This window comes from Maribacter corallii (assembly GCF_047345415.1).
Lineage (GTDB): Bacteria > Bacteroidota > Bacteroidia > Flavobacteriales > Flavobacteriaceae > Maribacter_C.
In genome coordinates this window covers 560732-580182 of the sequence record NZ_JBLFEP010000004.1, presented here as the reverse complement: position 1 = coordinate 580182, position 19451 = coordinate 560732, and the positions used below count along the sequence as shown (strand labels likewise).

The following is a 19451-nucleotide window of genomic DNA, read 5'->3' as shown; positions in this document are numbered from 1 at the left end:
AAGATAAAAAAGATAAAGATACCCAGCCTTGGGTTTTCAGACGAGTTGACCTATACGCCGTTGAATGGGCCGGCCCGTTTATCAGTGGATAGGGCCATCCAACGGGTTTTGATTTTTAATAACAGGCAATTGCATCACTTTTGACCCATCATTAAAAACCACATTGTTATGAAACAGTTATATCTATTTCTCTTTAGCATTCTCAGTATCTCGATAAATGCACAAGCCCTTAAAGGAAAAGTGATTGCCGAAACAGACGAACCGGTTCCCTACGCAGCGGTCACTTTAAAGCGGCAAAACGATTCCACTTTGGTAAAGGCGGTCATTACCAATGATTTTGGTCTTTTTGAAATGGCGAACATCCCTAAAGGGGTTTATCAGCTGAGCATTTCGAACATTGGATTTGCCGATTATCAAAAGCAAGTAGAATTCATGGGGATTGATTTGGATTTGGGATCGATCGTATTACTTGAGGCAACCGAGAATTTGGAGGAGGTCACCGTTACCGCACAGAAACCCTTAGTACAGGTAATGGCGGATAAAACCGTGTTCAATGTGGAGAATACCATTAACGCCACCGGCACGAGTGCCTTTGAATTATTGCGAAAAGCGCCTGGGGTCATTGTCAACAATACGGGTGTGATCATTGTTGAGGGCAAGACCGGGGTACAGATTTTTATTGACGGAAAGCTCTCGGTATTACAAGGAGAGGATTTAACCAACTATTTGGAAAGTCTTCAAGCTACGGATATCGAAGCGGTAGAGATCATTACCCAGCCCTCTTCGAAATATGATGCGGCCGGTAATGCGGGTATCATCAATTTAAGATTGAAAAAGGATAAAAGCCTGGGCACTAATGGTTCGTTGACTGCCGGAGCGACAGTGGGCGATTTTGTACGCTACAACACCAGTACCAATTTCAATGTTCGGGGAAAGAAAGGAAACCTGTACGGTACCTATAGCAACCGTTTTGGAAAGAGTACCGGTTTTCTAAACCTATTACGGACACAGTCCGGTACCTTTTTTGGAGCCCAAACAAACAGCGTATTCGATCGAAACAGCAATAACATCAAGTTGGGCTATGATCTGTATGCTACGCCTAAAAGTACGGTAGGGGCCATTTTTAATGGTAACTTCAATAACAGTTTTACCGAAAACGATTCACGTACACCGATCAGACCGGTGAATAGTATCGTCAATGACAGTATATTGGTGACAGACAGCCGAAATGCCAATACCTCTTATAACTTAAATGCCAATTTGAACTATCGCTATGCCGATACATTGGGCACAAGTGTGAACATCGATGTTGACTATGGAAGATATAATAGCGACCGTTCTGCAAGACAGCCAAACGTGTACTTCAATGGTGACCAAACCGAAATACTGCGACAAAATAGTACCAGCCAAAATACACCCATAAATATTGCTATTGCGACCTTTAAAACGGATTATGAGCAGAACGCCTTCAAAGGGAAGCTGGGCTTAGGGGTTAAATTCTCGTATGTGAATACGGAGAACACCTTTGACTTCTTTAACCGGGTAAACGGAATGGACGTTTTCAACAACGCGCAGAGCAACCAGTTCGATTATACGGAGCGAATCAATGCGGCCTATGTCAACTATAACTACAAATGGACCAAATGGAACTTACAACTTGGATTGCGGGTCGAGAATACCATTTCGGACGGAAACTTACTGAGTATGCAAGAGAATGAAGAAGCTAGGGTAGAGCGCGACTATACCGATTTTTTCCCGTCAGGTGGGTTGACCTACCAAATGAATCGTAAAAATCAGTTTGCCCTTACCTATAGCAAACGTATTCAACGCCCAAATTACCAATCATTGAACCCTTTTGAATATGTGATTAATGAGCTTTCGTTCCGCAAAGGAAATCCCTTTTTGCAACCCCAATATACCGATAACCTCAAATTATCCCATACATTCAACTACCGGCTGACGACCTCTTTGAGTTATACCTATGTGTCGGACTTCTTTGCCCAAGTAACGGTGGCCGAGGATGGAGGACGTAACTTTATCACCCAGCGAAACGTGGCCGACAATGAAGTCATCAATTTTGGAATCTCCTATCCTAAGAAAATCAAGGAGTGGTGGAACCTATATTTCAGCTTGAACGCCTATATCAGCAGTTACAAGGCCAACAGCCCGGAATTCTTGGCCGTCAAACAAGAGACCCTAAGTCTTTATGCCCAAAATACATTTACCCTTCCCAAAGGATACACCATGGAAGTTTCGGGTTGGTATAATTCACCTACTGTTTGGGGGGGTACCTATCAAACCAAAGCTTTGGGCTCTTTGAATATCGCTTTTCAAAAAAAATTCTTTGATGACAAATTGAATGCGCGCTTGGCCTTTAATGATGTGCTATACACGATTCCATGGAAAGGTACTACGCAATTCGGCGATTTGTTCATTGATGGTAGTGGCGGTAGTGATAGCCGACAAGTAGCCTTTAGTTTGACCTATGATTTTGGGCGCAGTGAGATCAAGAAGGCCCGCAAGCGCAAAACCGGTCTAGAAGACGAGAATAAACGAATCGACAACTAACGTCAAGCTATTTTGACCCCAAGATGCACTTTGTTGCTGTAAGTTACGTTAGCTAAGGGAGACTAAGGTCGCATCTATTTGTAAAAGAGAATTGATCCCAAATCAACCTACGATGCAAAAGTCATTATGTATACTACTCCTTTTCAGTAGTTTTTATATGAATGCCCAATTCGGTAAAAACTGTGAATTGCGACAATTCAAAGTAAACCTTCTTAATCCCGGTTTGGAATATGAGATGGCCCTGGGCACGAATACTACCTTCGATATCAAAGCTGGCTTGCAGGTAGCGTTGGATCCCTTGGTTTCCGATATCTATGAAGAGGTGGGGTTTTTCCCGGCTGTTGCCGGCCAATATCGGTACTACTATAATTTTGAAAAACGGCAACGCAAACGCAGACAGATTTATGGTAATTCGGCCAATTACGTAGCTCCTACGGTTGCGGCTTTCTTTCCCGATAGTCGTACCATTGAAAATGAAGTGGTTAAAGGAGCTTTTGGCTATGCCGGCCTGGTAACCGGGCTACAGCGTAGCTATAATTCAGGTATCAACTTCTCCATTGATGTTGGAGCAGCCTATTATGCAGGACAATTCAACGGTCGGATCTTGCCGGTAGCCAATTTAAGTATTGGCTGGATTATCAGTGAGAAGCGTTGGTGTGTAGGTAAATAAGGTGTTCCATCCGTTCATACTCCTTTGAAGGCGATAGTATTTGGCTTGATGTTTGATGCTCGAAGTAAAAAATACCAACCTGATGATCAAGTACATTTCCATCCTCTTTTTCACTTCTGTTTTATTCATTCAAGCACAATCCAATCTCAATGTGGAAAAAACGCAACTGCAATTTGGCCTGCCGCTCCCAAGCATTTTGTACGAGGTAGGGACTTCAAAAAATATGACCTTAAGCCTTGAGGCTATTGCCGGTTTTGAACTCAGGGGATGTACAGACTGCGAGACCAATTTCGGTATTTACCCGATTTTACGTGGGCAATATCGCTACTATTACAATATGGGTCGGCGGTTGCGCAAAAAGAAAAATATCTCCGGAAACTCGGGTAATTATGTAGCCGCCTTGATAGGGTATCAGCATGGCAGTCCCTTGATTGGAGACCTCAATACCACGAACACTTTAGGCGTTGGACCGGTATACGGGCTCCAACGAACATATCGAAAGGGATTCTTCTATCGATTGGAAGGAGGGGTTGCTTACTTTCAAGATGATTTCGAAGAAGGGATAGGTCTGGTGTTGGCCGCGAGGATTGGTTGGGTAATCGGCAAAAAGTAACAAAAATAACCTCCTCAAAATCAATAAAGTAAAATTAATTCTGCTTATGCTATACATGGCATAATTAGCCGTATCTTTGCACGCTCAAAATAAGAGGTATGTCTACAACAAAAAATATTGCCATTATAGCGCACGTTGACCATGGGAAAACCACCTTGGTCGACAAGATCATGTATCACTGTCAACTATTTCGTGACAATGAGAATACCGGTGATTTGATTTTAGATAACAATGACCTGGAACGTGAACGTGGTATCACCATTACTTCTAAGAATGTCTCTGTAGTCTACAAAGACACCAAGATCAACATCATCGATACTCCCGGTCACGCCGATTTCGGTGGGGAAGTAGAGCGTGTTCTCAACATGGCGGACGGTGTACTTTTGTTGGTAGATGCCTTTGAAGGTCCCATGCCACAAACCAGGTTCGTTTTGCAAAAAGCCATTGAACTCGGTTTAAAACCCTGTGTGGTCATAAATAAAGTAGACAAGGAAAATTGTACTCCGGACGAAGTTCATGAGAAGGTTTTTGATTTAATGTTCGAATTGGATGCGGAAGAGTGGCAATTGGATTTCCCTACGGTTTACGGGTCAGCAAAGCACAATTGGATGAGTGATGATTGGCAAGAACCTACCGATTCTATCGAACCACTTTTAGATATGGTCATTGAACACGTACCTAGTTTCGAACCGCAGGAGGGTACTACCCAAATGTTGATTACTTCCTTAGACTATTCCTCCTTTACCGGGCGAATAGCCATTGGTAGACTGCAAAGAGGGATCTTAAAGGAAGGCCAGCAGGTATCCCTAGTCAAACGCGACGGAAGTATTGTGAAATCAAAGGTTAAGGAACTCTTTACTTTTGAAGGCCTGGGAAGAAAGAAAGTACAAGAAGTCGAAGCTGGTGACATATGTGCATTGATCGGTTTGGAAGGTTTTGACATCGGCGATACCATTGCTGATTTGGAGAACCCTGAAGGGCTTAAGACCATAGCCATTGACGAGCCTACGATGAGTATGTTGTTTACCATTAATGACAGTCCGTTTTTCGGTCAAGATGGTAAATTCGTTACTTCAAGGCATATTAAGGAACGTTTGGAGCGAGAACTCGAAAAAAACTTGGCCTTACGTGTTCAGGAAACTGATAGTGCCGATAAGTTTTTGGTTTTTGGCCGAGGGGTATTGCACCTTTCGGTATTGATCGAGACCATGCGTCGTGAAGGATATGAATTGCAAATAGGACAACCTCAGGTCATCATCAAGGAAATAGATGGTGTCAAATGTGAGCCAGTAGAGTCACTGACCATTGATTTGCCTGAAGAAGTTTCGGGTAGGGCTGTAGAAATGGTATCGATACGAAAGGGAGAGATGACCAGTATGGAAGCTAAAGGCGAACGTATGGTCTGTGAGTTTTTGATTCCATCTCGTGGTATCATCGGTCTTCGTAATCAATTGTTGACAGCTACGGCAGGTGAGGCGATCATGGCACACCGTTTCTTGGAATATCAGCCTATGAAAGGAGAGATACCCCAGCGACAAAACGGTTCTTTGGTATCAATGGAAAAGGGGAAGGCCATTCCTTACTCAATCGATAAGTTACAAGATAGAGGTAAGTTTTTTGTAGATCCGGGAGAGGATATCTATGAAGGTCAGGTCATCGGCGAAAATTCAAGAGGCGATGATATGACCATCAATATTACAAAGACAAAAAAGTTGTCGAATGTACGTTCTTCTGGAGCTGATGATAAAGCTAAAATAGTTCCGGCCATCAAGTTTTCGTTGGAAGAGGCCTTGGAATATATTCAAAAAGACGAATATGTTGAAGTGACCCCAAAACACTTGAGACTGCGGAAGATTTACTTGACTGAAGTCGATCGTAAGCGAAACAAAATTGCCTAGATACGAACTAAGGTGTACAAATACAATAAACCCTCAAGTGAAAGCTTGAGGGTTTATTTTTTACTTCTTGTCACACTTGTTATCTTTTTATGGTCTAATTTATAAAGACCATGAAAGAATCGTTGGAAATATTAGTAGAACAAGCTAAAAATGGAGACCCAAAGTCTTTGACGCAGCTTATTGTTGAAATCAAAGACCTGGTTTACAATCTGTCGCTTAGAATGCTACTTTACCCACTAGATGCAGAAGATGCTACCCAAGAGATATTGGTAAAAATCGTGACCCACCTGGGTACTTTTAAAGGTGATAGTCAATTTCGAACATGGGTCTATCGCGTCGCCACTAATTACCTACTTACCGAGAAGGGTAAAAAAAGTAAAGAATTCAGTATGAGTTTCGATGCCTATGGAGTGCTCATAGATACGGGTCAGTCGACTACAATTGAATATACGAAGAACAAGGGAGAACAAGTATTACTCGAAGAAGAGGTAAAGGTCAGTTGTACCCACGGAATGCTGTTATGTCTGAACGAGACAAATCGAATGGTTTACATTTTGAGTGTCATTCTTGACTTCAATAGTACGGAAGGGGCACAGATATTAGGGATTCGCCCAGAGAATTATAGAAAACAGCTTTCGCGCTCCAAGACCAAACTCCGAAACTTCTTGGCCGCCAAATGCGGATTGGCGAACTCCAAAAACCCATGTCGATGTGCAAAAAAAATTGACTTTTTAATTGACCAAAAGAACATTGACCCCAGAGCCTTACGCTTTGCAAAACAGAAGGAACGAAGTATCGCGCTTATAGAAACCATTACAAAGCTTGAGAAATCGGCCGCTATTTTTCGGTCTACTCCTCAATATGCCGCTCCAGAAGGGGTTGTACAAAAGATGAAGGAAACGATTAATTGCTTATAAGATGAAACCACGAAAATTTGATCGCAACACTTTTGTTGTTATTACCTTGATTGCAACAGTTTGGGTGCAAATTTCAGAGACCTTACGGTATCTGTTAGTAGTAGTACCTATTATGAAATCAAATGCAGCCCCTATTCCGGAAACTACGACGGTCATTTTGGTGATATGGTTTTGTTGGGGACTACTACTAACGGCCCTAACCGTTTTTTTGTTTTGGATGTTTGCTCAGATTTTTGGTCATACCACCGGAACGATTTTTCGTTCGGCGACCGTGTCATGGGGCTTCTTTTTTGTGCTCTATTGGGTAGGTACTGCGAATATGGGCTTGGCCGACTGGAGCATACTATGGGTTGTACTTCCGTTAAGCTGGTTTGAATTATTCATTACAACCTATATAGCTTCGAAATTGTACCAAAAGCCCATACTCCACCAAACCTTATGAAAGCACCTAAAATAATCCAGATACCGGAAAAAATGGAAAAATACTACGGCAGTGGCAATATGTTGCATCCAGAGCTGTCGATGGTAGAAGAGTTGGTAGATTTGATTCCCAGAGGTAGTGTTGCGACACTCGATACCCTGACTAAGGAATTGGCCAATAGGTATGGAACAAATGTCACTTGTCCTATGCGAACGGTGAATCACTTAAAAAGATTATCGAAAGCGGATACCCTTGTTCCTTTTTGGAGGGTACTCAAAACCGATAGTACGATGCTAAAGTTGGAACGATACGAACATTGGGCTACCGTTTTGGAAAAGGAAGGGTTAAGATGGGAAATCACCAGGGCAAATCAGATAAAAATCTTAATCGCCGAAAATCAATTATTCCGATTTGAAGGAGCGTCTTAATCCCTTGGGGCCTGATGTAATGCTGCCGCCGCCGCACCCACGATACCCGCTTGATTTCTAAGTTCGGCAGGAATCACAGGCGTTTCAATGGTAATACAGTCTTTGTATTCATCAAAATCCTTAGAAGCCCCACCCCCTAAAATAATAAGGTCTGGCGCGATAATGAGTTCAACATACCTCAAAAATTTATCAAAACGTTTTCCCCACTGCTTATAGGTAAGGCCATCTCTGGTTTTTGCCGAATCAGCGGCCCATAGCTCTATTTTTTTGTACTTCTTATAGGGAATTTGCCCTAGTTCGAAATTCGGAATCAGTTCACCGTCAAAAAAGGCCCCACTACCTAGGCCAGTGCCAATAGTGATCATTACGACCAGTCCTTGTTTGCCTTTGCCGATACCATAATTCATGGTGGCATAGCCAGCCGCATCGGCATCGTTGACAACTGTGACAGGTAAACCGGTCGCCTCGCTAAAGAGCTCCTTGACATTGACCCCTAGCCATTTTTTGTGCAGGTTGCCTGGTGATTTGCAGATCCCGTGCTTGATTACGGTCGGAAACCCGACACCGACAGGACCTTTATGATCAAAATGTGCTACGATCTGGGCGACCACCTTCGCCATATCTTTGGGTTTTCTTCCTTCAGGTGTTGGAATGCGATGACGTTTGGTCAACATCTCGCCTGTGATTGAATTTACTAAGGCTCCCTTCATTCCCGAGCCTCCAATATCTATTCCTAGTACGTCCATGGTTGGTTAATAGCTTTGCGCGCAAAAGTAACAAAAACTTTTGGCAGTGCTTTCATGCGTTTTTTAACGCACATCGTATAAGCCGGTATTGCCTTTTTTTAATATTGGAAGTAAGCGTTCGAGTACTTCGGGACTTTCCATAGCCCTATTTTTAGTTTCGTAGGGATCACTTCGGTAGTCATATAGTTCAATTGTCGGCTCTTCTTCCCTGAAGTACTGCGTTAGTCGGTATCGATCGGTCCGCATGCTAATACCCTGTTTAAAATAGCTGTACGCGACTTCTTCGGACTGGTATTCGTTGGATTCCATGGACCCGACCAACGATTGTCCATCAATAGCATGGCCTATTTCGATATCGCATAATTCCATCAAGGTCGGATAAATATCTACTGTTTCTGCCACGGCCGTAACCTTTTTGCCCTGATGTCTTTCAAAAGGGGACTTAATGATCAAGGTGCTTTTAAGCGCACTTTCAAATAAGGTGTGCTTGCCCCAAACCCGCTGATCACCTAAATGCCAACCATGGTCTCCCCAAATAACGATAATCGTATTTTCCGCGAGCCCTAAAGTGTTCAGTTCTTCCTGAATTCTACCGATTTGGGCGTCAATATAACTTATGGAGGCGAAGTATGCATGTTTTAGTTTTCTGGCATAGCCCTCGGAGACCGGTTCCTGCAACCCTGCTTTTTCCTCACCAAGGGCATATTGGTTGAACTCCCCACTTTCATGTAAACTCTTGGCATTTATAGCTTCAGGAAGTTCTGGGTTGGCCGAAAGTAGGATACTGTCTCGGTCATAGAGGTCCCAATATTTTTTTGGGGCATTGAAGGGGAGGTGGGGTTTGAAAAAACCGACTCCTATGAAAAAGGGTTTATGCTGTTGTTGGAGCTCCCGTAACTTTAAAAGCGCCAATTCGGTGGTCAATCCGTCGGGATATCCTTCGTCTTCCACGCTTCCTTTCTCGTATGGCTTTACTTGTTTTTTCAGGCTTTGCCTATTTTCACCATTGGCATAAGCAAAGAAGGCATTCCAGCCCGTTTTCCATTTTCCGGGATCAAAGACCAGCTCACTCCAACTATGGGGCAGTTCCCTTCGCTCTGAAGGCTCCTCTTCATACCCGTATACGAATCCGTCTGCGGAATGACTGATTTTTCCAATACCAACAGTGTGATATCCTGCTTGTTTGAAACGGTGTATAAAAGTTTCGGGAGTTGTACCTTCTGACTTGTCGGATAGCTCTTTTTCAATGGCTTGATTGCTCAGATGTAACGGTTTCCAAGGCCGATAACCGGTAAGTAGTGCATGTCGTGATGCGCCACAAGTAGGTACTTGCACGTAGTGATGGGTAAATAAGTTTCCTTCTGAGGCAATGGCATCCATATATGGTGATTTTACCGCACTGCCATAGGCGCCCAATTCATTTCTTAAATCATCAACGGCAATGAATACTACGTTGGGCGGTTGTTTCGATTGCTGACCCATCCCAATAGTAGGATGAAGTAAAATAAGAAAAAAACAGAGGAGGACAAACAGAGTATTGGACATATCACGGGTAGAGTCTATTCGACTTTCAAGATACTCAAAAGTGAGTGATATCCGTATGCCGTGAATGGGATGATTCGGCGAACAATAGCAGGAATTAGTTATGGGCCTTCAGTTGTGCCACGGTTTTTACCGCCAAGAACGCGGGCATGACTACTTTGAGCTCTGATTGGTTGATCACAGTGACGACGGTCGTTTTGAGCTTCTCAAGATAGAGTAAATAACAGGTATATCCGGGATCAAAACCGCTATGTCCTACTATTTTTCCCGTTTTCTTTGATTTCCCGAAAAGCATTGCACCCAGACCGTAACCTTTTTTGAAATCCAACATTTTTTCTAAGGTGGTGGTCGATTTAAATAAAGACCCGCTGAATACGGCATCACCGAAAACCAATAAGTCGTGAACTGAAGTGAGTATGCCACCTGCCGGATTATTTTGGTTGAAGTGTAAGGTGAATGCCGTGAGGTCCCAATCTGTATAATACCCTTTCAGCATGCTGGGCAACACGTTCTTGGAAGACCGTAACGCGGTGTTCGACAAGTGCAAGGGCTGAATGATTCGTTTATCTAAAATGGTGGCAATGTCCTCTCCGGTTACTTTTTGCGCAATAAGCCCTAAAAGAATATAATTCGTATTCGAATAGTGGTACGTACCTAATTTAGTGCTCGCCGACCCGACCTTGAGCGCAATGGCTATACGGTCTTGTAAAGTATATTGGCGATTGGGTTCATTCTGATAGGCATGTAGATGAACCTTGCCGTTATCTAGGTAATCTTCAATTCCGCTCGTATGCTGTAAGAGATGACGAATGGTCAGTTGCTTTTCATAACTTTTGCCTTTGAACAAAGTGAGTTGTTTCAGTATGGACTCGTCAAGGTAGTTGAATACCTTGTCCTCAAGCGATAAAAGACCTTCTTCCTCAAGTTGTAGCATGCAGACCGCGACAAAGGTTTTGGTGATGCTGGCGGCAATAAAGCGTTCATTTCCTTGAAGAGAGATCTCCTTTTTTATGCTTTTATAGCCACTGCTGTATGTCCAAGGTAAAGAATCTTTTCTATAGATGGCCAATATCGCACCGCTAGCCTCGGGATTTATCTTTACATACTCATCGGTCAACAAGATGAGTTCACTTTCTATTGCTTCGGATAGTTGCCCTCGTAATGGCGACATAGCTGTCAAAAGAAGCAGTAGTATGACTATTGGGTTTGAATTTTTCATGAGTATCCCGTTTGAGATGACTCAATAGAGATTAGAAGGAAGTTCTTTTGTTACACTATATTTTGTAAAAAGGGAATTGCTTGCACTTTTCTAACCTATGAAAGCAAAAAAGGGGTCAGACGGCGCGTTGGACAACCTCAAAAACTTTATTCCCATCGCATTTCAAGGTCTTCGAAGGGTATTTCAAAATAAGCGCATAATCATGTGTGGCCATTAGAATGGTACGTCCTGACTTATTGATGTCCTGTAGTACTTTCATCACCTCTACCGACGTCTGTGGGTCTAGATTTCCGGTGGGCTCATCTGCGAGTATGAGTTCGGGGTCGTTCAAAAGGGCTCGGGCGATGGCAATGCGCTGCTGTTCGCCACCGGAAAGTTCATGGGGAAATTTAAAGCCCTTGGTCTTCATACCGACTTTATCCAAAACATCGGCAATTTGCTCGTCCATCTTTGACTGCTCTTTCCACCCGGTAGCCTTAAGCACAAATTGAAGATTTTTTTGAATAGTTCGGTCGGGAAGCAGTTTGAAATCTTGAAATACGATACCGAGCTTTCTTCTCAAATAGGGAATATCTTTTTCTTTAAGGGTCTTCAAGTCGAAATCGACAATCGTTCCCTCCCCTTGTTTGAGGGGTAAATCGCCATAAAGGGTTTTCATGAAACTACTTTTGCCGCTTCCGGTCTTTCCGATCAGATAAACGAATTCGCCTTCCTTTACTTCAAGGCAGACATCGTTTAAAACCAGATTTTCCTTTTGGAAAATGGATACATCCTTTAATTCCAAGACAGTTGCAGACATTGAATTTCGGTTAAATGAGTACGATTGGGGTATAGGCATGATCGTTTTGAAATCAGCATTCAAGCCTTTTAAACCCAAACCCACTTTAAAGCTTCTTGTTAATATAAAAGTAATAAGTTCAATTCGATAACAAATGACCGTTTGTCGAATTCTTTTTCTTTTGTAGATGGAATTAGGAAGACGAATCGAAAACCGAAGAATCGATGACCATCAAGGGCACATCAAAAAGGTTGGGAATAGAGGTCGGATTCACCTACAACTCGTTACATAGGAAGGCCCTTAAGCTTGAACTTTCCATTTCCAAATACTTAGGCACAGAATTTGCCGTTATAGCTACTAGAAAATAGTTTGAACACTATGAACAGAAAAACCTTCTTATTTCCCCTTTTCTTAGGGATGGTCTTCTTCGTTACCGCGCAAGAGACCGAAATATATACTCATGAACAAAAAGCCTATCAAGATGCCTTGGCCTTGTACAACAATGAGCAGTATCAAGCGGCACAGACCATATTTGCGAGGGTTAAGAATCAAACCGATAATTTAGAGACTAAGGCGAACAGTGCCTATTATGAGGCCAATGCCGCTGTACGGTTGAATCAAGCAGGCGCAGACAACCTCATGGAAGACTTTGTCGAAAAATACCCGACATCGACCAAACGGAATTCCGCTTTTGCCGATGTCGCGGAGTATTATTTTGATACCGGAAAGTATCCATATGCGCTCAAGTGGTATAATAAAGTGGATCAAAGTGCCTTATCCCGCAAGGAAATGGACAAGTTCAACTTCAATTATGGGTACTCCCTTTTTTCATCAAAGAAGACCAAACAGGCCGAGCAGTATCTGAACAAGGTCACCAATTCTCCTGTATACGGTTCGCAGGCCAAATATTATCTAGGATACATCTCGTATCAAGAAGACGATTACGAGGCAGCGAACGAACGCTTTGACGAAATCACCGATCCTGAGATCCTTGAAGAGAAGATGAGCTACTATCAGGCCGATATGAACTTCAAATTGGGGAATTTCGAAGAAGCCATAGCCCTGGCCAAGAAGCAAATGGCCAAAGGAGATCGAAAGGAAAAGTCAGAACTCAGTAAGATTATCGGAGAAAGTTATTTTCAGTTGAATCAGTATGCCAATGCCATTCCCTTTCTTGAAGAGTACAAAGGAAAACGGGGCAGATGGAATAATACCGATCACTATCTGTTGGGGTATTGCTACTACAAGCAGGGAGATTTTGCCAACGCCATTCAACAGTTCAACAAGATTATTGGCGGAACCAATAGCGTTTCCCAAAATGCCTACTATCATTTGGCGGAATGTTATTTGAAGCTTGATAAAAAATCGGAGGCCTTGAACGCCTTTAGAAATGCATCTCAAATGGACTTTTCCCCTGAAATACAAAAAGATGCCTATCTGAACTACGCGCGCCTGAGCTATGAAGTCGGAAATGCGTATGAGCCAGTGCCTCAGGTCATTTCTACCTATCTCGAGAAGTATCCGAACGACTCACATTCCCAAGAGATGAAAGAACTTTTGGTCGATTCGTATATCACTTCGAAAAATTTCAAAGGGGCTATGGAGCTGTTGGAAAATAATCGGGGTTTTGCGAGTAAGGCTACTTATCAGAAAGTTGCCTTTTATCGAGGAGTAGAGTTATTTATGGAGACCGATTACGGTGGGGCGGCCGAAAATTTCGGAAAATCACTAGGAAGTGCCGAAGATGCCTTGTTTAAGGCAAGGGCCAATTATTGGAGGGGCGAATCCCTATATCTCTTGAATCGCTTTGATCAGGCCTTGACCGATTATGTATCCTTCAAACAAACCCCGATTGCTTCCACTACCGATGAGTTTAAGGATATTGATTACAATTTGGCCTACACCTACTTTAAATTGCGTGACTATGGAAACGCCATCACCAATTTCAAGAACTATATCGACTCTGGAGCTGCGGATAACGAAAAGCTAAACGATGGGTATCTGCGGTTAGGCGATAGCTATTTCGTGACCAGCAAATATTGGCCCGCAATTGAAACCTACAACAAAGCGCTACGAGGGCGAGAGAAAGATTATGCAGCTTTTCAGAAAGCGTTGAGCTATGGTTTCGTGGATCGCAGAAACAGTAAAATAGAAGAACTGGAAGGCTTTATTAACAAGTACCCTAATTCTTCCTTGAAAGACGATGCGCTTTTTGAATTGGGCAATACCTATATCAGTTCAGGTCAAGAGCAAATGGGATTGCAAGCCTATGATAAATTAATTCAAGGGTATCGTGCAAGTTCCTTAGTGCCTCAGGCCATCATGCGTCAGGGGTTGGTGCACTACAATGCCAGTCGAAATGAACAAGCGTTGGCCAAATTTAAAACGGTGGTTCGCGACTATCCGAAAACACAGGAGGCCATTCAAGCAGTGGCAACGGCAAAACTGGTCTACGTAGACTTGGGTCGTGTAAACGAGTATGCCGACTGGGTACGTGATCTCGATTTTGTTGAGGTTACCGATTCTGAACTGGACAATGCTACTTTTGAATCTGCCGATAAACAAAACCTAGAAGGTAAGACCGATGCGGCCATTAGGGGCTACACGAACTATATCAAGGAATTCCCCAACGGATTGCACGCGGTCAAGGCCAATTTTAATTTGGCACAATTGTATTTCGCTAAAGGACAAAAAGATAAGGCGTTACCATACTACTCGTTTGTGGCGGATAGAGGCGCCAGCGAATTTGCGGAACAGGCCCTGACCCGCGTCTGCGAAGTATATATCGGACAGAAAGATTATGCATCGGCATTGCCCTATTTAGAGCGGTTGGAAGCACAGGCGGATATTCAACAAAATAGAACCTTCGCGCAATCGAATCTAATGAAGGGCTATTACGAACAAAAGAATTACGAGCGTACTATTTCCTATGCCGAAAAGGTATTGGCAACGGCCGCCATTGACAATCGAATCAAATCCGATGCTCAAATAATGATTGCACGTTCCGCCATCGCCACTGGTGATGAAGCACGGGCAAAGGCCGGGTATGCCGCCGTGTTGAAAATTGCGAGTGGAGCCACCGCAGCGGAAGCTTTGTACTATGACGCGTATTTTAAGAATCAGGGAGGCGATTATGAGAATTCCAATACGTCCGTGCAAAAATTGGCAAAGGACTATTCAAGTTACAAAGAGTGGGGTGGAAAAGGATTGATTATAATGGCCAAAAATTATGATCAGTTGGGTGATGCCTATCAAGCGACCTATATTCTAGAAAGTGTGACCACTAATTTCAGTCAATACCCTGATATCGTTGCCGAAGCCAGAGGAGAACTTTCCATCATCAAGGCCAAAGAGGCCAAAAGCAATTCATCGATCACTACTGACGGTAATTAAAATAGCAAAAGAACACAACATGAGAAACGCTATCAAACTATCGGTCTTTTTATTCTTTGCTATGGTCCAGTTCACCATAGCCCAAGAAGAGGAGGAAGATCTGGGTACGGAAACCGTAACCGTAACCAAGGCTTACACCCCGACAATTTCGGATGCATTTAAGATCAAATCGGTCCCCAATTTGAATGATTCCATCGTACTCCAAAAAAAGGATATTGAGTACAATATTTTTTCGGTTCCGGTAGCATCTACATTTACTCCTGCCAAGGCCAAGGCCTCTGCAGTGAAACGTATGCCGCCACCAGTATTGTTCAATTCATATGCCTCGGCGGGAGGTGGAAATCCGGCGAACATCATGGCAAAATTCTATACGAGCCACACCATAGATCGAGAGTCAGGCTATACCATCGGATTGGACCATAATTCGTCTAGGGGAGATTTTGATAACCTTCCACTGAACAATATATTTTCGGATACCCGACTGGACGCGGCCTTCAAAAAAAGGGATAGGGACTACGATTGGGGAATCGATCTTGGGGTTCAGCATCAATTATATAATTGGTACGGAACAGAGGAGGGCTTCTTTTCACAACCCCCCTTTACCAATATTCTGCTTGATGTTGATGCCCGACAAAACTATTTTATGGCCGAAGGTGGAGCACATGTAAATTTTGAAGATAGTTACTTCAAAGGGGCTAAATTACAGTACCGTCGCTTTTGGGATGCCGTAAAATCAGGTGAAAACCGGGTGATTTTTGAACCTTCCTTTGATTTTCCTGTAGGAGAGGAGAATTTCGGAATTCGTTTGAAGGCCGATTATGTGAACGGAAGCTTTGCCAATGCCGATTTGAATAATACGGAAAATACGGCCGGCATTGACTATGGTCACTTGCAGGTGGGTGTGAATCCGAGTCTGACGCTATTGCGCGATGATCTTTCACTAAACCTTGGTATTAATCTGGTATACGGTCTCGATACACAACGCAGTGACAGCAACTTTTATATTTATCCGGCGGTTACCGCATCTTACCGCTTGGTAGATGAACTGGCGATAGCATATGGAGGTATCGAAGGAGAATTAGTACAGAATTCGTATTATGGTTTTGTGGCCCAAAATCCGTTTGTGTCCCCTACCTTGACCATTCAACCTACGGACAACCAATATGATTCCTATATTGGTCTACGAGGCCAGTTATTACCGAATTTAAGTTATAACATCAAGGGCTCCTATACGGCTGAAAACAGAAAACCGCTGTTTAATTTAAATCCGCAACACAGTACTCGATTTGATGAGAAAGGCTATACCTTCGGAAACTCCTTCGAACTGTTCTATGATGATTTGAAAACCTTGGGTATTTTCGCGGAGCTGAATATCGATGTCAACCGGAACTTCACCTTGGGTATCAATGGTAATTATTACAATTACAATACTGAAACGGGCAACCCGGCCTGGAACTTACCGGAAGTAGAGGGATCCTTGTTTCTCGATTATCAGATTGGCGAAAAATGGTTTATGGGTGCTAACCTCTTTTTCGTAGGGGAACGAAAGGATTTTTCCCAAATCGCCCAAGCCAATACACAACCTTTTGATTTTCCTACAACAATCATCACTTTAGATAGTTTCTTTGACGCCAATGCGCACATCGGTCATCGATTAAGCGACCAACTCTCGATTTTTGTAAGAGCTTCCAATATCGCCAATAACAATTACCAAAGATGGGCGAATTTTCCAGTGCAAGGGCTTCAAGTTTTGGGCGGTGCCACCTTTAAATTCGATTTGTAAGAGGTACGTTGTCAAACGGCTATCAATAAGTATCGAATTTTTACGTTTGATAAGAAGTTGAAAGCAAAGTCTTTATGGTAAGGACCTTCTTAGTGATCAGTATTTTTTTGAGCATTTTTATTGGCTTCGTGGGTTGCTCTGAGGGCAGCGAACCGGTAATTAGACCGGAAATCCCCAAAGCGCAAGAGGGGTGTGCCACCGATAATCTTTTGGAAAATTTTTCCGATCCCAATGGCAATGATATCTTCATCTATGAAGACGGGCAGGTATTTCTGAATTCGAATGGCAATTGTCAGTTTGAACTTCAATATTTTGAACCCGATTTTGAAGAGCGAAATTACACCATCACTTCCTCGGGCATCTTCCTAAAGGATGAAAGGGATATGGTGCCCATAAAGAATTCGTATAGCGAAAATTTTGAAGCTCCACGGTTTGTAGAACTCTTTATTTCCGATATCGATGATCCGAATCTATTCTGGACGAATTTTACACTACAGAGTCCGAAGGCTAAAACGGTGAGTGAATATGTAGCCTTAAGCCAGTGTATCTTGGATGATAGCTGTGATTTTCTGGACAACACCATTACATTGGTCCAAGATCCTGAAAACACTTCAAATCAAGTTATTGAATTTAGTAGTATCGCACCAAGTGCCGATATGGTTACCTCAAAATGTAGTCTTACTTCGGTTTTGGGCTATTTCAAAAAAGATATGGATCTGTGGTACGAGGCCAGGTACTTCATCAAGAGTGGCATGCCGTACAGTATCGTCGATTTCGAAAATGTGTATTTTGAGGGATCTCCAGGCCCAAGAGTGGTCATCCGAGATAACAAGTTGGAAGTGGAGAACAAATTCGGTGCAAAGTTGCGTTTTACCTCTGCCACTATGATCGAAGTTCCTCAAAACCAGTGGTTCAAGGTAAAGGTGCATTTGAAGTTCAGCAATACGGACAACGGGTTAATCGAGCTTTGGCAAGACGGGGTGCAACTGATGTCCATGGCAGGAATCAACCTGCCAACGGCCAATGCGATTCAAAACATACTGGAAGTAGGTATTTCCGCTTCGCAGGAGCCAACGGTACTGTTGATGGATGATATGCGTATTTCAAATACCCCATTTTGATTCAAATCACTCGTAGTATCGATTTTTAATGTAGTTGAGTCTTAAAGAGCACTTGTTGTAAAAATCTGATAGTCATCACTTTGAATTCTATTTTAATCTGCCGTTCATCGAATAAATCCAATTTTTTAGGCAAGCTTTCGTTATCATTTCAAATAAAGTAGCTTTTTTCTTACTTGTTATGAAACGATTAGACCTTTTTAAAACCGATTCGGTGCTGCTACCGCTCCTTTTGGCACTGTTGTGGTCTTTTTCTTTGAACGCGCAGAATTTGGTCAAAAACCCCAGTTTCGAAGATTTTTTGATTTGCCCTTCAGAATTTGGATGTTTGGAACGTGCGGTCGTTTCATGGCATCAGCCCACTAATGGCAGTACCGATTATTTTAATTCTTGTAGTCCTTCAATGTCGAGTGAGACAAATTTTATTGGGGCTCAGGCTCCTTTTGATGGGCATGGGTATGCTGGAATGTATGCTTATGGGCCTAAGGACTATCGCGAATACTTGACAGCTGAGTTAAAAGAATCCTTAATACCAGGGCAGAAGTATGTTTTTTCCTTTCAAGTAAGTTTGGCCGATGAATCGCAATACGGAGTCAATGAATTTGGAATATTATTTACGGACAAACCCCCCAGTTTTCAAACGAAACGCAATATTCCGTTGAACCTCATGACCCGTAAGAAATCGTATAACTATAGCCTTATTAGGAATCATGAGTTTTTTGCGAATAAAAAGGAATGGACGGAGGTAACCGGAGTTTATATTGCGGACGGAACCGAGCGATTTCTGACCATTGGTAACTTCAACGGGAACAGTAAAACACGTTTGCTGAATACCGGGAAGAATCTTAGGAAAGTAGCCTACTATTACGTAGATATGTTTTTCGTCGGTCCTTTGAAGGCCAGCTATGTACTCGATGAAGTGTATGTTTTTGAGAATTTGACGTTCGATACTGACAGCTATAGTATTGCTGACGAGGGGGAGGCCCAGTTGAACGATCTTGTTGAGTACTTGAAAGCCCATCGGGGTTTCACCGTCTCTGTGTACGGCCATACCGATGATATGGGTACGAAGGAATATAATAAGGCACTTTCGCAAAAGCGAGCTAAGACCGTTGCGGACTTTCTTATTGAAAAAGGGGTGCGGTCGAATCGAATTATTTGGCGGGGTTATGGTGACGCAAGTCCTGTGGTAAAGAACGAAACGGAAGCAAACAGAGAAAAAAACCGGAGGGTAGAATTTGTACTGTCCAGAAAGAAAAAGGAATATTATGCCTCGGGTACTTTTGATGAAGACCAATAACAGCACAGCCTTAGAACCGTACATTTTATCGAACGAGAGTGGATTACCGCTTTTAGT

The 19451-nt window shown here is 42.9% G+C and carries 15 protein-coding genes; 11 read left to right on the top strand and 4 right to left on the bottom strand.

Annotated elements, in window-relative coordinates:
* Nucleotides 1-168 precede the first annotated feature (168 nt).
* The 7 genes from ACKWCA_RS16815 to ACKWCA_RS16785 all read left to right on the top strand — a co-directional run bounded on the left by ACKWCA_RS16815 (nt 169) and on the right by ACKWCA_RS16785 (nt 7515).
* Entirely contained in the window at nt 169-2568 is a 2400-nt protein-coding gene (locus ACKWCA_RS16815) for a TonB-dependent receptor domain-containing protein (RefSeq protein ID WP_413979373.1), read from the top strand.
* Nucleotides 2569-2680: 112 nt separating this feature from the next.
* The gene (locus ACKWCA_RS16810) at nt 2681-3238 is read left to right on the top strand and encodes a hypothetical protein (protein ID WP_413979372.1); all 558 of its coding nucleotides are present in this window, start codon (nt 2681-2683) and stop codon (nt 3236-3238) included.
* An 82-nt stretch (nt 3239-3320) separates the two neighbouring features.
* On the top strand, nt 3321-3851 hold the full coding sequence (locus ACKWCA_RS16805; protein ID WP_413979371.1) for a hypothetical protein: 531 nt from the start codon (nt 3321-3323) through the stop codon (nt 3849-3851).
* Between the two features lie 98 nt (nt 3852-3949).
* Nucleotides 3950-5749 (top strand): translational GTPase TypA, encoded by a 1800-nt coding sequence (typA, locus tag ACKWCA_RS16800; RefSeq protein WP_413979370.1) that lies wholly within the window; start codon nt 3950-3952, stop codon nt 5747-5749.
* Between the two features lie 110 nt (nt 5750-5859).
* Nucleotides 5860-6666 carry an RNA polymerase sigma factor gene (locus tag ACKWCA_RS16795; RefSeq protein ID WP_413979369.1) on the top strand — a complete coding sequence of 269 codons (807 nt, stop codon included), beginning with the start codon at nt 5860-5862 and terminating at the stop codon, nt 6664-6666.
* Between the two features lies 1 nt (nt 6667).
* A complete protein-coding gene (locus ACKWCA_RS16790) occupies nt 6668-7108 on the top strand; it encodes a hypothetical protein (protein WP_413979368.1) in 441 nt (146 codons plus the stop codon).
* A complete protein-coding gene (locus ACKWCA_RS16785) occupies nt 7105-7515 on the top strand; it encodes a hypothetical protein (RefSeq protein ID WP_413979367.1) in 411 nt (136 codons plus the stop codon). Before ACKWCA_RS16790 ends, ACKWCA_RS16785 begins: the two co-directional genes overlap by 4 nt.
* Here the strand turns inward: ACKWCA_RS16785 and ppgK are convergent.
* From ppgK to ACKWCA_RS16765, 4 genes are all read right to left on the bottom strand, one after another.
* Nucleotides 7512-8261, bottom strand: coding sequence for a polyphosphate--glucose phosphotransferase (gene ppgK, locus ACKWCA_RS16780; protein WP_413979366.1), 750 nt, complete (start codon nt 8259-8261; stop codon nt 7512-7514). The two genes, ACKWCA_RS16785 and ppgK, sit on opposite strands and share 4 nt — an antisense overlap.
* Nucleotides 8262-8324: 63 nt before the next feature.
* Entirely contained in the window at nt 8325-9743 is a 1419-nt protein-coding gene (locus ACKWCA_RS16775) for a sulfatase (RefSeq protein ID WP_413979365.1), read from the bottom strand.
* 157 nt (nt 9744-9900) lie between these two features.
* Nucleotides 9901-11022, bottom strand: a complete 1122-nt coding sequence (locus ACKWCA_RS16770; RefSeq protein WP_413979364.1) for a serine hydrolase domain-containing protein — start codon at nt 11020-11022, stop codon at nt 9901-9903.
* Between the two features lie 115 nt (nt 11023-11137).
* The gene (locus ACKWCA_RS16765; protein WP_413979363.1) at nt 11138-11821 is read right to left on the bottom strand and encodes a cell division ATP-binding protein FtsE; all 684 of its coding nucleotides are present in this window, start codon (nt 11819-11821) and stop codon (nt 11138-11140) included.
* A 357-nt stretch (nt 11822-12178) separates the two neighbouring features.
* On the opposite strand from ACKWCA_RS16765, the gene ACKWCA_RS16760 reads away from it, so the two are divergent.
* The 4 genes from ACKWCA_RS16760 to ACKWCA_RS16745 all read left to right on the top strand — a co-directional run bounded on the left by ACKWCA_RS16760 (nt 12179) and on the right by ACKWCA_RS16745 (nt 19394).
* Entirely contained in the window at nt 12179-15193 is a 3015-nt protein-coding gene (locus ACKWCA_RS16760) for a tetratricopeptide repeat protein (protein WP_413979362.1), read from the top strand.
* A gap of 19 nt (nt 15194-15212) precedes the next feature.
* The gene (locus ACKWCA_RS16755; protein WP_413979361.1) at nt 15213-16976 is read left to right on the top strand and encodes a TonB-dependent receptor; all 1764 of its coding nucleotides are present in this window, start codon (nt 15213-15215) and stop codon (nt 16974-16976) included.
* Nucleotides 16977-17050: 74 nt separating this feature from the next.
* Nucleotides 17051-18097, top strand: coding sequence for a heparin lyase I family protein (locus ACKWCA_RS16750; RefSeq protein WP_413979360.1), 1047 nt, complete (start codon nt 17051-17053; stop codon nt 18095-18097).
* A gap of 178 nt (nt 18098-18275) precedes the next feature.
* Complete coding sequence (locus ACKWCA_RS16745; RefSeq protein WP_413979359.1) at nt 18276-19394, top strand: OmpA family protein; 1119 nt, start codon at nt 18276-18278, stop codon at nt 19392-19394.
* Nucleotides 19395-19451 lie beyond the last annotated feature (57 nt).